The following is a 21,420-nucleotide window of genomic DNA, read 5'->3' as shown; positions in this document are numbered from 1 at the left end:
TCTACATGATCCGTAAATGCCTTTTCCCCGCAGCTGGCTACGGCACCCGCTTTCTGCCTGCCACAAAGGCCATGCCCAAGGAAATGCTGCCGGTTGTGAATAAACCTCTGATCCAGTACGGCGTAGAGGAAGCGCGAGATGCGGGTCTTCAGCATATGGCGATCGTTACCGGTCGCGGCAAGCGGGCTTTGGAAGACCATTTCGATATCAGCTACGAACTGGAACATCAGATTCGCGGTACCGAAAAAGAGAAGTTCCTGTTGGGCACTCGGGAGCTGATGGAGACATGCACGTTTTCTTACACCCGTCAGGTAGAAATGAAGGGGCTTGGACACGCCATTCTCTCTGGTCAGCCGTTGATCGGTGACGAACCCTTTGCAGTGGTGTTGGCTGACGACCTGTGTTTGAACCTGGAAGGCGATGGTGTGCTGTCGCAGATGATCGCGCTCTATAAGCAGTTCCGTTGCTCGATCGTGGCCATCCAGGAAGTGCCCAACGACCAGACGCACAAGTACGGCATCATCGCTGGCGAGCAGATTCGCGAAGGTGTTTACCGGGTCACCAGCATGGTTGAAAAGCCTAAACCGGAAGATGCTCCGTCCAATCTGGCCATTATTGGTCGTTACATTCTGACGGCCGATATCTTTGACTTGATTGCTGATACCGCGCCTGGCAAGGGCGGTGAAATCCAGATCACTGATGCGCTGATGAAGCAGGCACAAAGCGGCTGTGTATTGGCATACAAGTTCGAAGGTCACCGCTTTGACTGCGGCGGAGCGGAAGGTTATATCGACGCGACCAATTTCTGTTATGAGAATTTGTATAAGAAAGGCCTGTAAACGGTATTTTTTAGCTCTTGGGTGCCGTGTTTTTTGAGCGGCCATAAACCTTTTGCAAGGCAGACCACTATGAACGCTTCCAGATCACCGATCGACTCTGCCTATAAATCGCTGGACCCTTTTGCACCCGGCAATATGATTGCCGGGCAGAAGTTCACCGAGGGCAACAGTGGATTGATGGCCTGGTTGCGGACATGCGAAAGCGCACCCTCCTCGTCTGCCACTCAACCCAGGTTGCTGGTGGAACGCATCGGGCTTTTCCCCTCCTCCGGGGAAATTCGATGTGTAGTCCATAATCCGATTGCCGTGCTGGCGCATCTTCGATCGCTGTATGCCAGTAAAGCGCTGGATGTAGATGAGAGCGATGGCCTAAGCCTTACGTTCGCTGAATGGCGCTTCAAGATCCACCTCTCGCAGATCGAGCCCGAAATTGTGTTGAACGTTGAGAGTCGTGGTGATGTTGCACTGATGCAGTTGAAAACAGCAGAGTTGCTGGCCCGGATTGATGAGAAAAGCTGTAGTGAGTCCTAGCTCCGCCTTCTTGCCAGGACTCAAAATCAAGCCAATCTCTATAACCGTGACGGCCCCTCAGAAGTGCGCCAATGAGGCTGCATAAAAGCCTTTTCCGCCCCCGACAGGGTCACCGCTAGCGAGTTCAATACCCCCTCAGCGGTATACTTGGGAATGCTCGTACTCAGTAGAATTACCGCCAGCCCTAGCGCAAGGGCCATGCGGGGAATTTTGCGGATTTCCTTTCGCTCCAGCCTGAAAAGAAATACGCACGCCGCGGCTGACCCAACAATCGCCCCGGCAATCGCTTCCGGCAGAGGATGAATCGTCTGCCCGACATACTGGACACTGAACCACCAGGTCGACAGTAGCCCTGCACCCAGTGCCAGCCATCGAAGCCGATGATCCAATTGGCGCAATAGCAAACTCAGGACAACGGTCGACACCAGGCAGGCGTTCATTGCGTGGCCGCTGATGACCGCGATATCCAGGCTTTCCAGGCCGATTCCCCAGCCCTTGAACAGCACCTTACTCAAACCTACGACAAAATAGGCCACGAACAGTACGCCTAGCCATAAGAGTGCGAGTTTTCTGGATGCCATGCACCACAGCCAACCGGCGACGACCATGGCCGCTGGAAGCATGACGGTGATACCGGCGTATTGTGCGATGTACAGTTTTGACACCAATCTACTTTCTCACGTCTCATGCAATTTTCCAGTGTAATGGACACTGGGCGCTTGTTCAGTAGATACAACGCTCATCGATCCGAAAAGCACTTCAGGCGATTCTCTACGACAACCACCGAATAGCTCGCGATGTGCATTGCCAGTCCGTCCTCTATCAGGGCTTCGAGCAAGGCAGCTTGTGCCGCGAAGCGCAGGTCGCGGTTGAGTTTTCGAGAGGCGTGCATCTGATCGATCAGGACATGCGTGACTTGATAAGGGGTACTGCCTCTCAGACGTCCCAGCCAGACGGGGATTTTTTTTGCGGCTTTGGATTGTCTGATACCCAGCACGCACGTTGCCTTGTCCGAAGCGGTGTTTTTCGAAACCTCCTCGATTTCTTCAAACACGTCGGTCAATTTTTTTAGTGCGTAGCCAAGCATCAAATCATCAAACGCATCCAAAAACATATACCTCTTCACGTGGTGAAGTTATTTCTACAAACACATTTCCGATTATCACATTACACTTTATTCCATGTATGTACTGGACGTATTCTAACGATCAAAATATCTGCCAGATAACATTACAGTTGTTAGCGCGAAGACTAACTTGAGCAGAGTATTAATTGACTTTTTATAACAATTATTGAGCCTGCAATCGAACTATATAGACTTCAACAATATCGGTAATTACACGTAAGGTGCGGCGAGCGTTATCAGAGGATTCAGCAGTCAGATGATCTGGTTGCAAGGCGTTAACCGTCAGATCAGTTGAACCTGTGAGCCCGCCTGGCATCCTATTTATCGACACCGCGCCCCACCTTTCAAACACCTGTTTTCAGGTTGTCGCCGCAGGGGCCATCGATACACGTACGCGCCCTTGAGTGGCTGTCAGCGCTCGGGTAATGTCATCAGACCCATAGGACAGAGCACGCCCATGACTTCCAAGCTGGAACAACTTAAGCAAATGACCACCGTGGTTGCCGACACCGGCGACTTCGAAGCTATCGCTCGCGTTAAACCCGTGGACGCCACCACCAACCCTTCCCTGCTGCTCAAGGCCGCGGCCATTCCGGCGTATGCCGGGCTGCTTAACGCCTGCGTCAATGACTGCAAGGGCGATGTGGGCCTGGCCAGCGACCGTTTTGGCGTGGCCGTGGGGCAAGAAATCCTGAAAGTGATCCCGGGCCGTATTTCCACCGAAGTGGATGCGCGCCTGTCGTTCGACACTGACGCCGTGTTGAAGCGTGCGCATCGCCTGATCGAGCTGTACGACAAGGCCGGTATTGGCCGCGACCGTGTGCTGATCAAGATCGCGTCCACCTGGGAAGGCATCCGCGCTGCCGAGATCCTGGAAAAGGAAGGCATCCAGACCAACCTGACCCTGCTGTTCTCCTTCGCCCAGGCAGCCGCTTGCGCCGATGCCGGGGTGTTCCTGATTTCGCCATTCGTAGGCCGCATCTACGACTGGTACAAGAAAGCCAACGGCAACGACTACACCGGCGCGGATGATCCGGGCGTGCAGTCGGTGACGCGCATCTACAACTACTACAAGGCCAATGACTACAAGACCGTGGTCATGGGGGCGAGTTTCCGCAATCTGGGCCAGATCGAGCATCTGGCCGGCTGCGACCGCCTGACTATCAGCCCGGACCTGATCGACAAGCTGGCGGCGGATACCGGCAAGCTGGAGCGCAAACTGGTGCCGGGCCATGCCGGTGAAGCGCGCCTGAGCCTCAACGAGGCGCAGTTCCGCTGGTTGTCCAACGAAGATGCGATGGCGACCGAGAAGCTGGCTGAGGGGATTCGTCAGTTCGCGCGGGATCAGGAGAAGCTTGAGGCGTTGTTGCAGGCCAAGCTGTGATCTGAGTGGGTGTGATGCAAAAAGGGCGAACCCTCACAGGTTCGCCCTTTTTTGTTGATGCGGGGTTCTTGCGGACGCCATCGTCGGAACGCCGCCCGGAGCAAGCTCGCTCCTACAGGGGATCAATGGCGTTCGAGCGCATTCACCAGATCATGGAACGCTTCACGATTGGTGTCGTTCAGGCCCATGAGGATTTTGTGCGCTTCAAGCACTTTGATCCGCACCACTTCTTCGGACTGATCCTGGTCTGGCAGGTCGTCCAGGCATTCCGGGCATGGCACCGGCTGGTCGACGATGTTGAACACCTGCTCGAAGCCCATGGACTGCAGCAGACGGGTGATGTCTTCGTGGGTGGTGACGACGGTCGGCAGCAGGCCGACCTGTTGCCGCGACAGGATCGACAGCTTGGCCAGCAGGCCGAGGGTGGTGCTGTCGATGCTGCGGGTTTCGGTCAAATCGATCACGATCGCGTTGAAATTCTTCGCGGTGAAGATTTTCTCTATAGTCGCATCCAACGCCGAACACAGGGTCAGGCGAACTTCACCGACGAACTTGAGGACGAAGGTGCCGTCCTGCTCGGCGAACTGGATTCTACCAGTACTCATCAAAGATTCCTGCTCAACACCAACAGGGCGATATCATCCGGCATCTCCCCTAGCGTGGCCAATCCAAAAACCTGCCGCAGCCCATCCAGGGTGCCGCCCGCAGCCTTGACCCGTTGGGGCAACGCCGCCTCTTTTTCTTTGAGTGTGGGTTCTGGCAAAAGGTCCAGAATACCGTCAGACATCAGCGTCAGGCTGAACGTCGGCGGCAGTTCCAGCACGTGGTCTTCGTAGGTGGCTTCGTTGAAGAGGCCCACCGGCAGGCCACGCCCTTCCAGATAACGAACACTGTCTGGCGTGTACAACACTGGCAACGGCAGATGACCGCCGATGCTATAGGTCAACAAACCGGTCTCCTCGTCGATGACTCCACCGACCATTGTGACGTGTTTACCCAGCTTACAACTGATCAGGCCCCGGTTGATATGACCAAGAACCTCTGAAGGCTTGAATTCCGGCAAGGTGCCGCTGCGCCGGGACTCGAACAGCAAGCGCGTGGTCATGAACTTCAACAGCACGGTGACGAAGGCTGAAGAGGCGCCATGACCGGAAACGTCCGCCAGGTAAAAGGCTACCCGGCGCTCGTCGACCCGGAAGTAGTCGACGAAATCACCCGACAGGTACAGCGACGGGATGATCTGGTGAGCGAATTTGAACTCGTTGATGGTCCAGGGGCTGACCGGCAGCATGTTCATCTGCACCTGGCGACCGGCGTTCTGGTCCTCCTGGAGCAGGTTCAGGCTGGCTTCGAGCTCGCGGTTGGCCTTCTCCAGCTTCTCGCGGTAGCGCTGGTTCTCCAGCAACAGGCGCGCACGATCCAGGGCCCGGCGCACAGAGTGCTCGAGCACGGCCAGATCTTCGAGAGGCTTGATCAGGTAGTCCGCTGCGCCCAGGCGCAGGGCTTCGACCGCGTCGTTCATCACGCCCGCACCCGAAACCACAATCACCGGCGTTTGCGGCGACAGCCCGGTCACCTGGCGAATGAGTTCGAGTCCGCCCATCTGCGGCATGCGCAGATCGCAGATGACCAGGTCGGGCTTGTCTTGCTCGAATACCTGAAGGCCCTGCTGGCCATTGCTGGCCTGCAAGACACTGAAACCACTGTCTTCCAAATAGGCGGCGAGGCTCGCGCGCACTACTTCGTCATCATCGATTATCAGCAGCGTGGCACTGGTTTTTGGCATGTGGGCAAACGGCGCCAGAATTAGGTTGGCGTAGCAGGCGGGGACTTTGGCCCGGCGCTGACTACTGGATTCGCTTTCTAGCCTCTCTGTCGCACCGCTTTCGGGCATTTGCCCTACACACTTGTACACCAGAGGTGCCCTTCTAAGGCGCAGACGGTACTCCCATCCGCGGGGCGTTTCAAGCTCACACCGATGGTCGCTTGACGTCTTTATTTGTCAAATCACCGAGAGTTATAAGAACAGGCAGATCCGTAACCCAATGGAAGGTTCGAACCCACGAGTCAAACCGGCCGGGACTACAGTGAAAAGCGTGATTACATCCGCATGCGGGTCTTCACAGACAAAAAAGGCGGCCTGTTGATGGCCGCCTTTTTCAGTTTACCGGTCGAGATCAGAAATCGTCTTCAACCTGACCGTCTTTCACCTTGAACTCACGGTTCTGCAAGTACGCATTGCGGATGAAGGTGTACTTGTCGCCGGTGATCAGCCTCTCGCTCGACAGCAGATTGGCGCGGGTATCGACGACATCCAGGGCAAAGAACGAGTTACGCACCGGAATGTCGTTTACGTAACGATAAGCGCCGGTGTAGCTGTCGACGTACCTGGACGGTGCATCACGCAAGGTGCTTGGCCCCAGGAATGGCAGCATCAAGTAAGGGCCGCTGCCGACCCCCCAGTAACCCAGCGTCTGACCGAAGTCTTCGTCATTGCGCTGCAGGCCCATTCTGGTGCCGACATCAATGACGCCCAGCAAGCCGAAGGTGGTGTTGAAAATGATTCGTGCGCTATCAACACCTGCGGCGCGAGGTTTGGCCTGCAGGATATCGTTGGCCAGGTTGCGCACATCGCCGATGTTGCGGAAGAAGTTGTGAACGCCGTCTTCGACAAACTGCGGCGTTATGTACTGGTAGCCCTGGGCCAGGGGTTTGAGCGCATAGGTGTCGATCACGTCGTTGAACTTGTAAATCGGGCGGTTGATGCTTTCCCAAGGATCCTCTTCCGTGGCTGCCTGGGCAACGAACGGAACCAGCATCACACTGGCGCACACACAAATCCTGGCTAGATGATTGCTCCAGCGCATAGAAAAAACTCCTTGGTTTGTACTGGCTCGGGCACTTGGCCCGGGCAATAAGTTGCCAAGTATAAGACGTAAACGCTGTTTAAGGCACTTTGCACGAAATCCACATCGAAGGAATCGTGCAAAATGCGAGCGATTCACGTCCATGTCACTCAACTGTCACCGTCGCCCGCTAGCCTTCAGGCTATTTCAGGGACGTCCACATGCCGCTCGCCGAAGCCTTGCCCCAAACCGCACCCAGCCTGACCGCCGTACTGTTCGGTCTCAGTGGCTGCCTGGTGGATTTCGGCGCACACACGCGCCGGCACGGCAGCCACTCGGCCGAACACGCCGAGGCCACACCCGGCGCACTGGATAGCCTGCGCAGCTTGCAGCGCCGGCAAATCCCCTGCGCCTGGCTCGATGAGCTGCCCCCTGCCCTGAGCCAATCCCTGGCCGCTGCGTTGCCTGAATGGATCAAGCAATCGCAACATCTAGCAACAAATACCCCATGGCCCGCCCCGAACGCCTGCTGGCAAGCCTTGATGACCCTGAATGTCGAGCGACTCGACGGCTGCGTACTGGTGAGCGGCGAACCCCGCCTGCTGCAAGCGGGGCTCAATGCCGGGTTGTGGACCATCGGCCTGGCGTCCTGCGGCTCGCTGTGCGGATTGACGCCTCAGGAATGGCAAGCGCTGACCCCGCAGGGGCGCGACATCAAACGCGCCAGGGCCACGATGCAACTGTTCGGCCTGGGCGTGCATTCGGTGATTGACCACCTCGGTGAACTCGACACCTGCCTGGCCGATATCAGCTTGCGTCGGCTCAAGGGCGAAAAGCCCTGACCGAGATCATGCAGGTTGCGCGCGAGTGGATTAATCTAAAGGTCAGGCATCGACCTTTGGCCTTCTGTCATGGTCTATGCCAGTGCCTATCGATTAAAGAAGGAAGAACGCCATGCCCGCCCGCGAACTGCAAGAACAGCTCAATGCCCTGCGCGAGCAATTGGAACAGAATCCTCCGCTTTCCGAAGCCGAGCGCGCTGACCTGCACGCGCTGATGGAACAGATCGAACTTGAACTTGAGCTGGAAACCAAAACCCAGGGATCCAGCCTCGCCGATGGCGTCAACCTGGCCGTGGAACGCTTCGAACTCGAACACCCTACCCTTGCCGGCACCCTGCGCAACATCGGACAGGCCTTGGCCAACATGGGGATCTGAACCCTCCTGATGCAAAAAAGCCCCGTTGGCAATAGCAGGGCTTTTTCATTTCTGAAATTTGAACCTTGAACCTTGTAGGAGCTGGCTTGCCAGCGAAGGCAATCTACCAGTCAACTAAAATGTCGACCGAACCACCGCTTTCGCTGGCAAGCCAGCTCCTACAGTTTGATGTTACTGACGGACGATGCAAAAAAGYCCCGCTGGCGATAGCGGGGCTTTTTCATTTCTCAAATTTGAAACTTGAACCTTGTAGGAGCTGGCTTGTCAGCGAAGGCAATYTCCCAGTCGACTAATATGTCGGCCGAACCACCGCTTTCGCTGGYAAGCCAGCTCCTACAGTTTGATGTTACTGACGGACGATGCAAAAAAGCCCCGCTGGCGATAGCGGGGCTTTTTCATTTCTGAAATTTGAAACTTGAACCTTRTAGGAGCTGGCTTGCCAGCGAAGGCAATCTACCAGTCGACTAATATGTCGGCCGAACCACCGCTTTCGCTGGCAAGCCAGCTCCTACAGTTTGATGTTACTGACGGACCAGGCGATGGTTCGGCAGCTGCACCTCTTCGGTGCTGCGGTACGGGTTGATATCCAGCCCGCCACGGCGCACATAACGCGCATACACCGTCAGTTTCTCCGGTTTGAGCAACCGCTGCAGGTCGAGGAAGATCCGCTCTACACACTGCTCATGGAAGTCCGAGTGCTGGCGGAAGCTGACGATGTATTCGAGCAGGCTCGCGTGATCCAGCGCCGCGCCACGGTACTCCACCGCCACGCTGCCCCAGTCCGGCTGGCTGGTGACCGGGCAGTTGGACTTGAGCAAATGGCTGTGCACGCTCTCCTCGACAATGCGCGAATCATCGCAACGCAGCAGTTCCGGCCGTGGATGCTCGTAGTTGCTGACGCTGATATCCAGCTCGTCGATGCACACGCCCGGCAAGGCCACGACGCCTTCGCTCTCGACATCCTTGAGACTGCGAATACGCACGCCCACCGGCTTGCCGGCAGCCGCCGACAAATCCTTGACCAACGTCGCCTCAAGGCTCTCGGTATCGGCAAACGGCGTCTGGTTCAGGGAGTTGAGGTACAGCTTGAACGACTTCGATTCGATGATGTTCGGCGAATCCGCCGGAATGCTGAATTCACCGATCGCTACCACCGGCTTGCCCGACGGCAGCAGCCAGGACAGCTCGAAGCAGTTCCAGAAGTCCACGCCTTTATACGGCAGGGTTTCAGCCGTCAGGCCCAGTTCCGCCCACTTCGCGGTGCGCGGGATCGGGAACAGCAAGGACGGCGTGTAGGTGGCGATGTATTCGCTGGACTTGCCCAGCGGCGAGTGTTCGGCTGCGGGATGCATGGCGGAAACCTGACTGAAGAATCAGCGGATTCTATCAGCCTTTGCTCCCGCCTTTGAGTGCTTACTGACTGACAGTCAATTTGCCGACCATGCCAGCCTCGTAATGACCGGGGATGTTACAGGCAAATTCGAGGCTGGTGGCCTTGCTGAAGGTCCAGGTCAGCTCGGCGGTCTTGCCCGGCTCCACCAGCACGCTGTTCGGGTCGTCATGCTTCATGCCGTGGTCCATCGAACCGTGATCCATGCCGGCCATGTTGCCGTGGTCCATTGCCTTCATGCCGGTGGGCGTCAGCATGCCGCCCTGCTGCATCTGCAACATTTCCTGCCGGTGTCTGGCGTGCATCGCCGCATCCCCCAGGTTGAACTCATGCAACAACTGGCCTTTATTGACCAGCACGAAGCGCACGGTTTCCCCGGCCTTGATGTCGATGGCCTGCGGCGTGAATGACATGTCCTCCATCACCACCTCGATGCTGCGGGTCGCCTTGGCCGCCGGGGCCGGCTGACCGAAATCGTAGCTATGCCCGGCGTCCGCCCACACCGGTGAACTCAGCGCCAGCAAACACAGGATGTGCGCCACGGACTTGCGTAAAAACATCGTCATACTCCAACAAGATAAGGCTCAGCATGGGGAAAACTCTAAACTGCTGCCACTGCCCGCAACCTGACAGCCAGATTACAACTTTGTCAGGTTGACCTGTATGAACGCTGCCCACGGTATAAAGCGTTCGTTCCATCTGCCAAGAGCTGCCCATGAAACTGCTGATCGTCGAAGACCAACCGAAAACCGGCCATTACCTGCGCCAGGGCCTGGCCGAGGCCGGGTTCAACACGGAACTGGTGGCCGACGGCAACACCGGCCAGCAATTGGCCCTCAGCGGCGAATATGCCCTGCTGATTCTCGATGTGATGCTGCCCGGTCGTGACGGCTGGCAGATTCTGCAAGCGGTGCGCAGCGCTGGCCTGGACACGCCGGTACTGTTTCTGACAGCACGTGACGCCGTGGAGGACAGGGTTCACGGCCTCGAACTGGGCGCCGATGACTATCTGGTCAAGCCGTTTGCCTTCTCCGAACTGCTGGCGCGAGTGCGCAGCCTGTTGCGTCGCGGCAGTGCCACGCCGCAGGAGACCAGCCTGCAACTGGCCGATTTGCGCCTGGACCTGATCCGTCGCCGGGTCGAACGCAGCGGCCAGCGTATCGACCTGACCGCCAAGGAATTCGCCCTGCTGGAAATGCTCCTGCGCCGCCAGGGTGAAGTCCTGCCCAAGTCGCTGATTGCGTCCCAGGTCTGGGACATGAATTTCGACAGCGACACCAATGTCATCGAGGTGGCGATCCGTCGTCTGCGCCTGAAGATCGACGATGAATTCCCCAACAAACTGATCCACACCGTGCGCGGCATGGGTTACGTCCTCGAAGAGCGCCCCGCCTGATGCGCCGGCTGTCCTTGAGCAGCCGCCTGGCGCTGTTGTTTGCCGCCTGCACCGCCGTGGTGTCGTTGTTCGCCGGGGTGCTGTTCAGCCGCGCCAGCGAGGCGCACTTCATTGAGCTCGACCAGCAACTGCTGGACGGCAAACTGATTGGCTTGCGTCGGGCCTTGCACGACTTCCAGTCGAGTGACAGCGAAACGAAGCTGGCGGAGGAATTGAGCCGGCAGGCTGGCCTGCCCCTGCGAATCACCGGCAGCGACGGCCAGCGCTGGTATGACAGCTCGACCAACATTCCCCAGGTATTGCCGCGCCAGCCCGGATTGTCGACGGTAAGCCATGACGGCATGGATTACCGCGTCCTGAATGCACCGCTTTTCGCGGACAAACCCGAGTCACCGCAACTGACCTTGCTGCTGGACATCACCCACCACCAGCACTTCCTGCAACGCATGCAGCATTTGATCTGGCTGACCGTCGGCCTGTCGGCCCTGGCTACCGCCCTGCTTGGCGCCTGGGCGGCACGTAGCGGTTTGCGCCCGTTGCGGCGGATCAGTGCGGTGGCCAGCGGTGTTTCCGCGCAATCGCTGAACGCGCGGTTGCCTGAAGAAAACATGCCGCCGGAACTGGCGGAAATGGCCCACAACTTCAACGCCATGCTCGGACGCCTCGACGACTCGTTTCAGCGCCTGTCCGCGTTCTCCGCCGACATTGCCCATGAACTGCGCACGCCATTGTCGAACCTGCTGACCCACACCCAGGTCACCCTCACCCGCCCTCGCCCCCTCGAGGACTATCGCGAGGCCCTGCACAGCAACCTCGAAGAATTGCAATGGATGGCGCAACTGGTCAATGACATGCTCTATCTGGCCAAGGCTGACCATGGGTTGTTGATGCCCATGCGCGAAGCGCTGGAACTGGCCGAAGAAGCAGACCTGCTGCTGGAGTTTTTTGCGCCACTGGCGGAAGACGCGCGGGTGACGCTCGCACGGGAAGGTCATGGGAGTCTGGAAGGCGACCGCAGTATGTTGAGGCGAGCATTGTCCAACTTGCTGGATAACGCGCTACGTTTTACCCCCGCCGACGGCGAAGTTCGGGTAAATATCGTCGAACAAGCGAATGGCCTGAGATTGAGCGTCGAAAACACCGGGAGCGGGATAGACGCACAGTTACTGCCGAAGCTGTTTGACCGTTTCTACCGTGCAGACCCGGCACGCCGCGAAGGCAGCAGTGAACATGCGGGATTGGGATTAGCGATCACCCAGTCGATCATCCGCGCCCATGGCGGGCAGATTCGTTGTGAATCGGAGAATGGGTGGACGCGGTTTGTGATCGAGTTGCCGAGGGGGGATTGAGGCTGGCAGGACCGGCCTCTTCGCTGGCAAGCCAGCTCCTACGAAGAGCTGGCGGTGTCAGGTCTTACGAATAGCGCAACGCATGAGCCGGCTCGATCTTCGCCGCCCGCCATGCCGGGTAAACCGTGGCCAGGAAGCTCATGACGAAGCCCGCCGTGCAGATCAGCGCCACATCCGCGCCTTGCAGCTCGGACGGCAGGTTGCTGACGAAATACACGTCGGAACTGAAGATATGCTGCCCGCTGACCCGCTCGATCCAGCCCACGATCTGGCTGACGTTCAGCGCGGCAATCACGCCCAACACACCGCCAATCAGGGTGCCGACGATGCCGATCACCGTGCCCTGCACCATGAAGATCGCCATGATCTGCCGTGGCGTGGCGCCGATGGTGCGCAGGATCGCGATGTCCGCACCCTTGTCGTTCACCACCATGATCAGGGTCGCGATGATGTTGAACGCCGCCACCGCGACGATCATCAGCAACAGCAGGCCGATCATGGTTTTTTCCATTTTCATTGCGCTGAACAGGCTGCCCTGGGTGTGGGTCCAGTCGTCTGCCTTGTAGGCGGCGCCCAGCCCCGTGGCGATGTCGCTCGACACTTGCGGCGCGGCATACAGGTCCTTCACCGCCAGGCGCACGCTCTGCACCTGATTCGGCTCCCAGTGCTGCATCTGCGCGGCATCGGCCATGTGGATCAGCGCCATGGTGCCGTCCAGCTCCGCACCGACCTTGAACACGCCGACCACATTCAGCCGCTGCATGCGCGGGGTAATGCCGCCCGGCGCATTGCTGACTTCCGGCACGATCAGGGTGATCTTGTCGCCAACGTTCAAGCGGAAGCGGCGCGCCGTGATCTCGCCGATCACCACGCCGAATTCGCCCGGCTTCAGGGCTTCGAGACTGCCCTGGACAATGTGCTTGGCGACGATCGATACCTGGCCTTCCAGCGCCGGGTCGACACCGCTGACCTGGATTGGCTGCATCGTGCCCTTGTAGGACAGCATGCCCTCCATCTCGGTGAACGGCACTGCCGCCGTCACTTCCGGGTTTTTCATCGCCGCCGCTGCCACGGGTTTCCAGTCATCAATCGGATTGACGCCGACGATGGTGGCGTGCGGCACCATGCCGAGGATGCGCGAGCTCATTTCGCGCTGGAAGCCGTTCATCACCGACAACACCACGATCATCGCCAGAACGCCGAGGGCGAGGCCGATCATCGACGTCATCGAGATGAAGGAAACAAAGCGATTGCGGCGCTTGGCGCGGGTATAGCGCGTGCCGATAAAGATCGATAACGGTCTGAACATTCGCTGGGGCACCGTATGGAAATAATAGACCCGACGCCTTTCCAGACATCGGGTTTCAGCCAATCAGATGGGAGTGAGGCAGCCTTCCTGCAGGTGCAGGACGCGGTCCATCTGGCGGGCCAGGTTCATGTCGTGGGTCACCACCAGGAACGCCGTGCGCATCGAGGTGCTGAGTTCCAGCATCAAGTCCTGAATGCCCTGGGCGGTATGGGAGTCGAGGTTGCCGGTTGGCTCGTCGAGCATCACCAGGCCCGGCGTGTTCACCAGGGCGCGGGCGATGGCCACGCGCTGACGCTCACCACCGGACAATTCGGCCGGCTTGTGCTCCAGGCGATGGCCCAGCCCTACCCGCTCCAGCAACGCCGTGGCACGCTGGCGCGCTTCGGGGATCGCGGTCTTGCCGATCAGCAGCGGCATGCAGACGTTTTCCAGCGCGGTGAATTCCGGCAGCAGGTGGTGGAACTGGTACACGAAGCCGAGGGCGCGGTTACGCAGCAGGCCGCGTTTCTTCTCGCTCAGCGCCGACAGTTCCTCGCCGTCGAGCCAGACGCTGCCCTTGGTCGGCGTATCGAGGCCGCCCAGCAGATTGAGCAAGGTACTTTTGCCCGAGCCCGACTTGCCGACGATCGCCACGCGCTCGCCCGGGTGCAACTCCAGTTGCAGGTCGGCCAACACTTCCACCGACTCCGGACCTTCCTCGTAGGACTTGCCCAGGCTGCGGCAGCTCAAGATTGCTTTATCACTCATGCCCGACTCACTCATAACGTAGCGCCTCCGCAGGCTGGGTGCGCGCGGCACGCCAGGCTGGATACAGGGTGGCGAGGAAACTCAGGACCAACGCCGCAGAGCAGACCATCACCACGTCCTGGCTCTGCACTTGCGATGGCAGGTAATCAATGAAGTACACGTCGGCGTTGAGGAACTTGTGGCCGATCAGGCCTTCGAGGGCCGCAATCGCGGCACTGACATTCAGCGCCGCGAAGATCCCGACCACGGCGCCGATCACGGTACCGACCACGCCAATGACCGTGCCTTGCACCATGAACGTGCGCATGATCGTGCCCGGCGTGGCGCCCAGCGTACGCAGGATCGCGATGTCGCCCTTCTTGTCGTTCACCACCATCACCAGCGTGGATATGATGTTGAACGCCGCGACCGCGACGATCAGCAGCAGCAACAGGCCGATCATGGCTTTTTCCATGCGGATCGCCTGGTACAGGTTGCCGTGGGTGCGGGTCCAGTCGCGGGCGTAGTAGCGGTCTTCACCGAGATCGCGGGCGATGCTCCACGCGGTGCGCGGTGCCTGGAACAGGTCGTCGAACTTCAGGCGCAGGCCCTGGACCTGATCCGGTTTCCAGCGGTGCAGCCGAGCCAGATCCTGCAGGTTGGTGACGCCCAGATAACCATCGAGCTCGCCGGCGCCGACATGGAAAATGCCGACCACGGTAAAGCGCTTCATGCGCGGGAACATCCCGGCCGGGGTCACGGTGACTTCCGGTGCGACGAAGGTCAGCTTGTCGCCGATCACGGCTCCGAGCTTGGTCGCAGCCTTGTCGCCGATGACGATGCCAAACTCGCCCGGCACCAGATCGTCGAGTTTTCCCTGGGTCATGAAGTGATCGATGATCGACACCTGGCGCTCTTGCGCCGGGTCGATGGCATTGAGCAGGACTTTCGAGACCTTGCCGTTATTGGTCAGCAAGCCCTGCATTTGCGTAAACGGCGCCACGGCCGCCACCTGCGGGTTCTGCTTGACCTTGGCCGCCAGGCTTTGCCAATCGCTGATCGGCTCGCCGGACTCGATGGTCGCGTGGGGCACCATGCCCAGCACGCGGGTGCGCATCTCATGATCGAAGCCGTTCATCACCGACAGCACCACGATCATCACGACCACGCCAAGGGCGAGCCCGATCATCGAAGTCAGGGAAATGAATGACACAAAATGATTGCGACGCTTTGCACGGGTGTAACGCGTGCCGATAAATACGAAGAGAGGTCTGAACATGTCGGGGCTTGTTCGGAGGGAAAAGGAACGTCCTTGTGGCGGGGGTCGATAACCAGCTTTACACTCAGACCACCGCCGCTACCATGGGTTCGCCATGTCGACATTAGATGAAGAAGATCGCCGCGAATACTACCGTATCGAGGATACGATCGCACTGGAAATTCGGCCCCTGTCCGCTCGCGAAGCCGCAGGCCAGGAAGTGTTGCAGGATGCTTCCCCGCTCTTCAACTTGCTCAGCGAACTGCACCTGAGCGAATTCGAGTCGCAACACCTGTTGCGCCAGATCAGCGAACGCGACCGCACGACAGCCGCATTCCTCAAATCCCAGAACAAACGCATCGATTTGCTGAGTCAGGTCGTCGCTCTGACAGTGCTCGGGCAGATCGGCGAACCGCGGCCGGTGATCATTTCCGAAGGCGGCATCGACTTTCAGCATCCACATCCCATCGCCGCCGGTGCACGCCTGTCGGTCAAGCTGGTGCTGATGCCGCAGGCCCTGGGCCTGCAGCTGCGCGCTCGCGTCACCCACTGCGACCGCAAGGGCGATGGCTATGACGTCGGCACCGAGTTCGAACACCCGACCGACGCCCAGCGCCAACTGCTGGCCCGCCACATCTTGCAAAAGCAGGCCCAGGAACGACGCCAGGCCCGCGAACAGCTCGAATCAGGCAATTAATTTAAGGAAGAACCGTGACCCTCATCTACGGCCATCGCGGCGCCAAGGGCGAAGCACCGGAAAACACCCTGACCAGCTTTCAGGAATGTCTCAAGCACGGCGTGCGTCGCTGTGAACTGGACCTGCACCTGTCCATGGATGGCGAGTTGATGGTCATTCACGACCCGACTCTCAAGCGCACCACGGACCGTCGCGGCAAGGTCGTCGAACACACGGCGGCCGAGCTGGTGACGTATGACGCACGCAAGGGCGGCCCGGACTGGATCAAGCCGTGCCCGATTCCGACGCTGGAAGAACTGTTCGAGAAATGCGACTTCGATCACTGGCAGTTGGAAGTCAAAAGCGCATCGAGGATGCGTGCCGCGACCACCGTGCTGGCGATTCGTGAAATGGTCCAGCGTCATGGCCTGATGGACAAGGTGACCATCACCTCGAGTTCCCGTGAAGTGCTCAAGGCGGCGCTGGAGTTGGTGCCGGACGTATCCCGCGGGCTGGTGGCCGAGTATGCCTGGCTCGACCCGCTGAAGGTCGCGGCCAGCTATGGCTGTGAGATCCTGGCGCTGAACTGGACCCTGTGCACGCCGGAACGCCTGCAAAGGGCGCAGCGTCAGGGGCTGCATGTGTCGGTATGGACCGTCAACGAGCCTGCGCTGATGCGCAGACTCGCCGACTTCGGCGTTGACAGCCTGATTACAGACTTTCCCGGTTTGGCCACCGCCACCCTCGAGAATTGCTGAAATCGGTCTCCCCGGCCGGCTCAGGCCACCGGCCGGAGCCCGTCAAAAAAGCCGGTTGAGGCCGTCGTACGCGGCTACCCGATAGGCTTCGGCCATGGTCGGGTAGTTGAACGTGGTGTTGACGAAGTACTTCAGCGTATTCAGTTCGCCCGGCTGGTTCATGATCGCCTGACCGATGTGCACGATCTCCGACGCCTGATAACCGAAGCAGTGAACGCCCAGGACTTCCAGGGTTTCACGGTGGAACAGGATCTTCAGCATGCCTTGCGGCTCGCCGGCGATCTGCGCCCGCGCCATGCTCTTGAAGAACGCCTTGCCGACTTCGTACGGCACCTTGGCCTGGGTCAGCTCCTGCTCATTCTTGCCGATCGAGCTGATCTCCGGAATGGTGTAGATGCCGGTCGGCACGTCATTCACGAAACGCCAGCTACCGTTATCGACGATGCTGCCAGCGGCCGAACGACCCTGGTCATGGGCCGCACTGGCCAGGCTCGGCCAGCCGATCACGTCACCGGCGCCGTAGATGTTCGGCACGCAGGTGCGGTACGCCTCGTCGACTTCGATCTGACCACGGCTGTTGACCTTCACGCCGATGTTTTCCAGACCCAGCTGATCGGTGTTGCCGGTACGACCATTGCACCAGAGCAAGGCGTCGGCCTTGATCTTCTTGCCGGACTTGAGGTGCAGGATCACGCCGTTGTCCACGCCTTCGACGCGGTCGTAGTCTTCGTTATGGCGAACCGTGATGTTGTTGTTGCTGAAGTGATAACTCAGGGCCTGGGAAATTTCCGAGTCGAGGAAGCTCAGCAACTGACCACGGTTGTCCACCAGCTCCACCAGCACACCCAGACCGCTGAAGATCGAGGCGTATTCGCAACCGATCACACCGGCGCCATAAACGATGAGTTTGCGCGGGGTGTGGCCGAGGCTGAGGATGGTGTCGCTATCGTAGATACGCGGGTGGTGGAAATCGATGTCCGCCGGGCGATAAGGGCGCGAACCGGTGGCGATGATGATGTGCTTGGCCACCAGTTTTTCGACCACGCCGTTGGCGCAGACCACTTCGATGGTTTGCTCGTCGGCGAAGCTGCCGGTGCCGAAGAACACGTCGACGCGGTTACGGGCGTAGTAGCCGGTACGCGAAGCGACTTGTTTGGAGATGACTTTCTCGGCGCTTTTCAACACGTCCGGGAACGAGAACCAGCGCGGCTCACCAATGGCCCGGAACATCGGGTTGGTGTTGAATTGCATGATCTGCCGCACCGAGTGACGCAGTGCCTTGGACGGGATGGTGCCCAAGTGAGTGCAGTTGCCGCCGACCTGGCGACGGCTATCGACCATCGCCACCTTGCGCCCTGCCTTGGCGGCGTTCATTGCCGCGCCTTCTCCCGCCGGGCCGGAACCCAACACCACCACGTCGTAGTTGTAGACAGCCATGCGTACTCCTCAGAACAGGCCGCGGCACCCTCGGCACCTGCGGCTAAATCACGCCAATGCGTGGCATGAAGGAACAATTTGGGGCCAGTGCAGAACCCGGACACAGTCTATAGAAGCGTCAACGCCGCGCACATTAACCCTTGGTCGCGTCGTAGGCTACTTTTGCCTGCACTACAACGCCAGTTTTCAATGCTCAAATCGCCGAAATCATTCGGTTTTTTCGCCACTGAGGCGTTCAAAAGCGTGACTGCTGCGTGTGACGAAACCTGTATCGGCACGAATCACAAAAAATGCGCCGATATCGTGCTTTTCTGCGTAGTCCCAACCGCGCTCCGGGCCGAGAATCAGCAACAGCGTCGATAAGCCATCGGCCATCAACGCTGAAGGATGAATCACCGTGACCGATGCCAGACGGTGTGAGACCGGCGCACCGGTGCGCGCATCGAAGGTGTGGGAAAAACGCTGGCCGTTCTGCTCGAAATAATTACGATAGTCGCCGGAAGTGGACAGGCCATAACCGTCGACAACAATGACGCGCTCGGCCACTTGCCGGTCATCCCGCGGCTCTTCCAGTGCAATGCGCCATGGCGAACCGTCAGCCTTCCTGCCGGACGCCTTGAGCTCCCCCGTCGCTTCGGCGAGATAATCGCGAATGCCCATCGCCTCGAGTCTTGCGGCAATCGTGTCCACCGCATAACCGGCGGCGATGCTGTTGAAGTCGACCTCGACGGCGGCGTCCTTGCACAACTGGTCGCCCTCGATGCGCAAGTGTTCATGGCCGACGCGCTGGCGGGTTTCGGCGAGCGCTTCGGCAGTCGGGACTTTTTCCCCGCGGGCCTGCGGACCAAATCCCCAGAGATTGAGCAACGGCTCCACCGTCAGATCGTAGGAACCTTCACTTTGCGCTGACAATTGCTCGCCCACGCGAACCAATTCGAGGATCGACGCCGGCATTGCCTGACAACGGTTGGCCGGTAATGCATTGAAGCGCTCGATGTCCGAGTCGCTGCGGTAGGTCGACATTTGCCGGTCAATGTCAGCGAGGATCTGCTCGACCTGGACGCGGACTTCGTCCGGCGCCGGAAGGTTGGCGTGGCGTACATACTTGATCGAATAAGTGCTGCCCATGGTGGGGCCGCCGAATGTTTCCAGAGTGTCGCCGTTGCCGCAGGCGGACAGCATGATGATCAGAGCCCCAAGGCCATACAGCCGCCATTTCAACAAATCCCGCCTCTCCAACAATCTCTGACACGCCGCCAAGGCCAGCCATTATGCGACAGAACTGTGGGAGCGAGCCTGCTCGCGATGAGGCCATCACAGCCAGCATTGATAGCCCTCTCAGACCGCTATCGCGAGCAGGCTCGCTCCCACATTGAATGGCTGGCGTAATCACTACCGCGCAAACACCACCAATCCCTGTAGGAGCGGGCTTGCCCGCGATGAGGCCATCACAGTCAACATTGATATTTCTGCCAGAACGCTATCGCGAGCAAGCTCGCGATGGTCGTCAACGATAACGCGTGCTCACTAGTTAAACGCAGCGCTCTTGGCTGCATCATCGGAACACCGCCCGGAGCAAGCTCGCTCCTACTAAATACTTGACCGAACAGCAACGACTGCAAACGGGGCCTTTTCATGGCGTCGCGGTATCGGTGACGCATTGTTTTAGTCGATCCGAATCCGTACCGCTGCCTTCGCTGAGATCAATATCGCCGTTGGCATCAAGGTAGATGTTCGTATTCGGCCACCTCGGAGTAATGTTGACGCAGTGGGCTCGAACATTTTTGCTCCACCAGGATATTTCCATAAAAAAATCGTCATCAGGAAACAGAAAACCGTTATCAACCGTACCTCCGCCGGGTTGCATCCCGCCCTTGTATATCTGGTGCTGGACATTCCAGATATACCTGAGTTCTTCCCTTCCATTTTCGGAGTAGTGAATGGTTACGGTCGGAAGTGCAATATCCCAGTAGCTAATGGCCAGATACAAAAATGGAATCCATAACCACCTTCTATACCTTGGACCTGTTTTACGTACAGGTGTGGACACGATTTCCATCCCCTCAGCTTTATGAAGTAATTGCCGACACCTTATTCACGATCATCTATGGACATCCCGCTCTGTGGGTATTACTTGGCCCACCTCACACCGATACTGATTGTCAACTATGGCACATATCAAGGTTTCGCCAAGTCCCACTGGCACTCCTTCAACCGATCTACGTCAGTACCGCTCCCCTCCCGCATATCAATATTGCCGCCGGAGTCGAGGAATATATGCGTATTTGGCCACTTAGGTTTAATGCTGATGCAGTGCAAACGGCCTTTCTCACTCCCCCAAGAAAACTCCATGAAGAACTCAGCATCCGGAAATAGAAATCCATGATCGATAACGGCGCCTCCCGGAGGCATTCGTCCCTTATATATCCGGTCCTGGACGCTCCATATGTATCGCAGCTCTTGTACAGCATCCGTGGAGTAATGGACGGTGGCAGTAGGTAGTACAAAAATATTCCATAGCACTATCGGCAGTAGCGCGAGTAACGGAAGCAGTAGCGGTAACAACGGAATCCATAGCCACCGAATGTAACGCGACCTAGGTTTTTTACTGGAATGGACACGAGCTCCATCTCCCAGAATCGCACTGCATATCGCTTTGATCCCTTGGCTCTTCATGGGCTCGCTGTATCAGTGATGCATTGTTTTAGTCGATGCGAATCCGTGCCGCTGCCTTCGCTGCGATCAATATCGCCATTGGCATCGAGGTAGATGTGCGTATTGGACCATGTCGGGGTGATATTTACGCAGTGTCGGAGATCTTTATCGTTCCACCAAGAGACCTCCATGAAAAACTTCTCATCTGGAAACAAGAACCCATGATCTCGTGTGCTGCCGCCTGGAGGGAGGCCTCCTTTGTAAATCCGGTGTTGCACATTCCAGATGAACCGCAGTTCGTCAACGCCGTTCTTGGAGTAATGGACGATTGCGGTAGGCAACACAATAATTTGCCAGAGGACAATCAGCAAAAGCACCAGCAGGGGCAGTAATAGCGGTAGCAACGGAATCCATAGCCACTTAATGTAACGTGTTCTTGGTTTATTTACAGACGTGGACACGGACTCCATCCCCCCAGTTCTCTTATGGAACTGCCAGCACTTTATTCATGATCATCTACGC

Annotated in this window: 23 protein-coding genes; 9 read left to right on the top strand and 14 right to left on the bottom strand. The window is 58.3% G+C overall.

Translation table 11 applies throughout. The annotated features are described in order from the left end of the window. Positions 1 to 5: 5 nt before the first annotated feature. Both galU and AC1D19_RS13140 read left to right on the top strand, forming a co-directional pair. On the top strand, positions 6 to 839 hold the full coding sequence (galU, locus tag AC1D19_RS13145) for a UTP--glucose-1-phosphate uridylyltransferase GalU (protein WP_477763454.1): 834 nt from the start codon (positions 6 to 8) through the stop codon (positions 837 to 839). 69 nt (positions 840 to 908) lie between these two features. Beyond that, positions 909 to 1,370, top strand: coding sequence for a mannose-1-phosphate guanylyltransferase (locus AC1D19_RS13140; protein ID WP_477763453.1), 462 nt, complete (start codon positions 909 to 911; stop codon positions 1,368 to 1,370). Between the two features lie 38 nt (positions 1,371 to 1,408). On the opposite strand, the gene AC1D19_RS13135 is transcribed toward AC1D19_RS13140, so the two are convergent. Together AC1D19_RS13135 and AC1D19_RS13130 are read right to left on the bottom strand one after the other, a co-directional pair. Continuing rightward, positions 1,409 to 2,035, bottom strand: coding sequence for a hypothetical protein (locus tag AC1D19_RS13135; RefSeq protein ID WP_477763452.1), 627 nt, complete (start codon positions 2,033 to 2,035; stop codon positions 1,409 to 1,411). A gap of 74 nt (positions 2,036 to 2,109) precedes the next feature. Further along, positions 2,110 to 2,484 carry a hypothetical protein gene (locus AC1D19_RS13130; RefSeq protein ID WP_477757162.1) on the bottom strand — a complete coding sequence of 125 codons (375 nt, stop codon included), beginning with the start codon at positions 2,482 to 2,484 and terminating at the stop codon, positions 2,110 to 2,112. 469 nt (positions 2,485 to 2,953) lie between these two features. Between AC1D19_RS13130 and tal the strand changes: the two genes are divergently transcribed. After that, the gene (gene tal, locus AC1D19_RS13125) at positions 2,954 to 3,880 is read left to right on the top strand and encodes a transaldolase (protein WP_477763451.1); all 927 of its coding nucleotides are present in this window, start codon (positions 2,954 to 2,956) and stop codon (positions 3,878 to 3,880) included. Between the two features lie 122 nt (positions 3,881 to 4,002). Here tal and rssC read toward each other — a convergent pair whose 3' ends face one another. From rssC to AC1D19_RS13110, 3 genes are all read right to left on the bottom strand, one after another. Further along, positions 4,003 to 4,485, bottom strand: coding sequence for an anti-sigma factor antagonist RssC (gene rssC / locus AC1D19_RS13120; RefSeq protein ID WP_477755957.1), 483 nt, complete (start codon positions 4,483 to 4,485; stop codon positions 4,003 to 4,005). Then, a complete protein-coding gene (rssB, locus tag AC1D19_RS13115) occupies positions 4,485 to 5,666 on the bottom strand; it encodes a two-component system response regulator RssB (RefSeq protein ID WP_477755956.1) in 1,182 nt (393 codons plus the stop codon). Before rssB ends, rssC begins: the two co-directional genes overlap by 1 nt. 391 nt (positions 5,667 to 6,057) lie before the next feature. Further along, on the bottom strand, positions 6,058 to 6,747 hold the full coding sequence (locus tag AC1D19_RS13110) for an MlaA family lipoprotein (RefSeq protein WP_477763450.1): 690 nt from the start codon (positions 6,745 to 6,747) through the stop codon (positions 6,058 to 6,060). Positions 6,748 to 6,947: 200 nt separating this feature from the next. Between AC1D19_RS13110 and AC1D19_RS13105 the strand changes: the two genes are divergently transcribed. Next, positions 6,948 to 7,568 carry an HAD family phosphatase gene (locus AC1D19_RS13105; RefSeq protein WP_477763449.1) on the top strand — a complete coding sequence of 207 codons (621 nt, stop codon included), beginning with the start codon at positions 6,948 to 6,950 and terminating at the stop codon, positions 7,566 to 7,568. Between the two features lie 112 nt (positions 7,569 to 7,680). Continuing rightward, positions 7,681 to 7,944 (top strand): DUF4404 family protein, encoded by a 264-nt coding sequence (locus AC1D19_RS13100; protein ID WP_477755953.1) that lies wholly within the window; start codon positions 7,681 to 7,683, stop codon positions 7,942 to 7,944. A 521-nt stretch (positions 7,945 to 8,465) separates the two neighbouring features. Here the strand turns inward: AC1D19_RS13100 and queF are convergent. Together queF and copI are read right to left on the bottom strand one after the other, a co-directional pair. Further along, entirely contained in the window at positions 8,466 to 9,296 is an 831-nt protein-coding gene (gene queF, locus AC1D19_RS13095) for an NADPH-dependent 7-cyano-7-deazaguanine reductase QueF (RefSeq protein ID WP_477763448.1), read from the bottom strand. A gap of 61 nt (positions 9,297 to 9,357) precedes the next feature. Then, positions 9,358 to 9,894 carry a copper-resistant cuproprotein CopI gene (gene copI / locus AC1D19_RS13090; RefSeq protein ID WP_477763447.1) on the bottom strand — a complete coding sequence of 179 codons (537 nt, stop codon included), beginning with the start codon at positions 9,892 to 9,894 and terminating at the stop codon, positions 9,358 to 9,360. A gap of 155 nt (positions 9,895 to 10,049) precedes the next feature. Between copI and AC1D19_RS13085 the strand changes: the two genes are divergently transcribed. After that, positions 10,050 to 10,730 carry a heavy metal response regulator transcription factor gene (locus AC1D19_RS13085; RefSeq protein WP_007995297.1) on the top strand — a complete coding sequence of 227 codons (681 nt, stop codon included), beginning with the start codon at positions 10,050 to 10,052 and terminating at the stop codon, positions 10,728 to 10,730. Next, positions 10,730 to 12,079: a heavy metal sensor histidine kinase gene (locus AC1D19_RS13080; protein WP_477763446.1), complete on the top strand. Its 1,350-nt coding sequence runs from the start codon at positions 10,730 to 10,732 to the stop codon at positions 12,077 to 12,079. Before AC1D19_RS13085 ends, AC1D19_RS13080 begins: the two co-directional genes overlap by 1 nt. Before the next feature lie 64 nt (positions 12,080 to 12,143). Here the strand turns inward: AC1D19_RS13080 and AC1D19_RS13075 are convergent, their stop codons facing one another. From AC1D19_RS13075 to AC1D19_RS13065, 3 genes are all read right to left on the bottom strand, one after another. Next, positions 12,144 to 13,388, bottom strand: coding sequence for a lipoprotein-releasing ABC transporter permease subunit (locus AC1D19_RS13075; protein ID WP_414873149.1), 1,245 nt, complete (start codon positions 13,386 to 13,388; stop codon positions 12,144 to 12,146). 63 nt (positions 13,389 to 13,451) lie between these two features. Then, positions 13,452 to 14,135 (bottom strand): lipoprotein-releasing ABC transporter ATP-binding protein LolD, encoded by a 684-nt coding sequence (lolD, locus tag AC1D19_RS13070; protein WP_218428817.1) that lies wholly within the window; start codon positions 14,133 to 14,135, stop codon positions 13,452 to 13,454. A gap of 7 nt (positions 14,136 to 14,142) precedes the next feature. Beyond that, a complete protein-coding gene (locus AC1D19_RS13065) occupies positions 14,143 to 15,393 on the bottom strand; it encodes a lipoprotein-releasing ABC transporter permease subunit (protein WP_477763445.1) in 1,251 nt (416 codons plus the stop codon). A gap of 94 nt (positions 15,394 to 15,487) precedes the next feature. Here AC1D19_RS13065 and AC1D19_RS13060 point away from each other — a divergent pair, with 94 nt between their 5' ends. Continuing rightward, on the top strand, positions 15,488 to 16,069 hold the full coding sequence (locus AC1D19_RS13060; protein WP_477763444.1) for a PilZ domain-containing protein: 582 nt from the start codon (positions 15,488 to 15,490) through the stop codon (positions 16,067 to 16,069). Between the two features lie 14 nt (positions 16,070 to 16,083). After that, complete coding sequence (locus AC1D19_RS13055) at positions 16,084 to 16,806, top strand: glycerophosphodiester phosphodiesterase (protein WP_477756820.1); 723 nt, start codon at positions 16,084 to 16,086, stop codon at positions 16,804 to 16,806. A 42-nt stretch (positions 16,807 to 16,848) separates the two neighbouring features. Here AC1D19_RS13055 and sthA read toward each other — a convergent pair whose 3' ends face one another. From sthA to AC1D19_RS13035, 4 genes are all read right to left on the bottom strand, one after another. After that, positions 16,849 to 18,243 carry a Si-specific NAD(P)(+) transhydrogenase gene (gene sthA / locus AC1D19_RS13050; protein ID WP_007984277.1) on the bottom strand — a complete coding sequence of 465 codons (1,395 nt, stop codon included), beginning with the start codon at positions 18,241 to 18,243 and terminating at the stop codon, positions 16,849 to 16,851. A gap of 207 nt (positions 18,244 to 18,450) precedes the next feature. After that, positions 18,451 to 19,425, bottom strand: coding sequence for an FAD:protein FMN transferase (locus AC1D19_RS13045; protein ID WP_477763581.1), 975 nt, complete (start codon positions 19,423 to 19,425; stop codon positions 18,451 to 18,453). A gap of 451 nt (positions 19,426 to 19,876) precedes the next feature. Then, the gene (locus AC1D19_RS13040) at positions 19,877 to 20,233 is read right to left on the bottom strand and encodes a hypothetical protein (protein WP_477763443.1); all 357 of its coding nucleotides are present in this window, start codon (positions 20,231 to 20,233) and stop codon (positions 19,877 to 19,879) included. A 682-nt stretch (positions 20,234 to 20,915) separates the two neighbouring features. Then, positions 20,916 to 21,359, bottom strand: a complete 444-nt coding sequence (locus AC1D19_RS13035; RefSeq protein ID WP_477763442.1) for a hypothetical protein — start codon at positions 21,357 to 21,359, stop codon at positions 20,916 to 20,918. Positions 21,360 to 21,420 lie beyond the last annotated feature (61 nt).

The sequence above is a fragment of the Pseudomonas sp. P1_C12 genome, from assembly GCF_056406435.1.
Note: the sequence above shows the minus strand (reverse complement) of the source record. Positions and strands in the feature narration are given on the sequence as shown.

Bases quoted from the DNA above. Each gene is read 5' to 3' on its own strand.
- AC1D19_RS13105 (WP_477763449.1), top strand. From the start codon at position 6,948: ATGCCGCTCGCCGAAGCCTTGCCCCAAACCGCACCCAGCCTGACCGCC.
- galU (WP_477763454.1), top strand. From the start codon at position 6: ATGATCCGTAAATGCCTTTTCCCCGCAGCTGGCTACGGCACCCGCTTT.
- AC1D19_RS13100 (WP_477755953.1), top strand. From the start codon at position 7,681: ATGCCCGCCCGCGAACTGCAAGAACAGCTCAATGCCCTGCGCGAGCAA.
- rssB (WP_477755956.1), bottom strand. From the start codon at position 5,666: ATGCCAAAAACCAGTGCCACGCTGCTGATAATCGATGATGACGAAGTA.
- AC1D19_RS13065 (WP_477763445.1), bottom strand. From the start codon at position 15,393: ATGTTCAGACCTCTCTTCGTATTTATCGGCACGCGTTACACCCGTGCA.
- AC1D19_RS13085 (WP_007995297.1), top strand. From the start codon at position 10,050: ATGAAACTGCTGATCGTCGAAGACCAACCGAAAACCGGCCATTACCTG.
- AC1D19_RS13110 (WP_477763450.1), bottom strand. From the start codon at position 6,747: ATGCGCTGGAGCAATCATCTAGCCAGGATTTGTGTGTGCGCCAGTGTG.
- AC1D19_RS13075 (WP_414873149.1), bottom strand. From the start codon at position 13,388: ATGTTCAGACCGTTATCGATCTTTATCGGCACGCGCTATACCCGCGCC.
- AC1D19_RS13045 (WP_477763581.1), bottom strand. From the start codon at position 19,425: ATGCTGTCCGCCTGCGGCAACGGCGACACTCTGGAAACATTCGGCGGC.
- AC1D19_RS13060 (WP_477763444.1), top strand. From the start codon at position 15,488: ATGTCGACATTAGATGAAGAAGATCGCCGCGAATACTACCGTATCGAG.
- AC1D19_RS13140 (WP_477763453.1), top strand. From the start codon at position 909: ATGAACGCTTCCAGATCACCGATCGACTCTGCCTATAAATCGCTGGAC.
- rssC (WP_477755957.1), bottom strand. From the start codon at position 4,485: ATGAGTACTGGTAGAATCCAGTTCGCCGAGCAGGACGGCACCTTCGTC.
- queF (WP_477763448.1), bottom strand. From the start codon at position 9,296: ATGCATCCCGCAGCCGAACACTCGCCGCTGGGCAAGTCCAGCGAATAC.
- AC1D19_RS13080 (WP_477763446.1), top strand. From the start codon at position 10,730: ATGCGCCGGCTGTCCTTGAGCAGCCGCCTGGCGCTGTTGTTTGCCGCC.
- AC1D19_RS13130 (WP_477757162.1), bottom strand. From the start codon at position 2,484: ATGTTTTTGGATGCGTTTGATGATTTGATGCTTGGCTACGCACTAAAA.
- tal (WP_477763451.1), top strand. From the start codon at position 2,954: ATGACTTCCAAGCTGGAACAACTTAAGCAAATGACCACCGTGGTTGCC.
- sthA (WP_007984277.1), bottom strand. From the start codon at position 18,243: ATGGCTGTCTACAACTACGACGTGGTGGTGTTGGGTTCCGGCCCGGCG.
- copI (WP_477763447.1), bottom strand. From the start codon at position 9,894: ATGTTTTTACGCAAGTCCGTGGCGCACATCCTGTGTTTGCTGGCGCTG.
- lolD (WP_218428817.1), bottom strand. From the start codon at position 14,135: ATGAGTGATAAAGCAATCTTGAGCTGCCGCAGCCTGGGCAAGTCCTAC.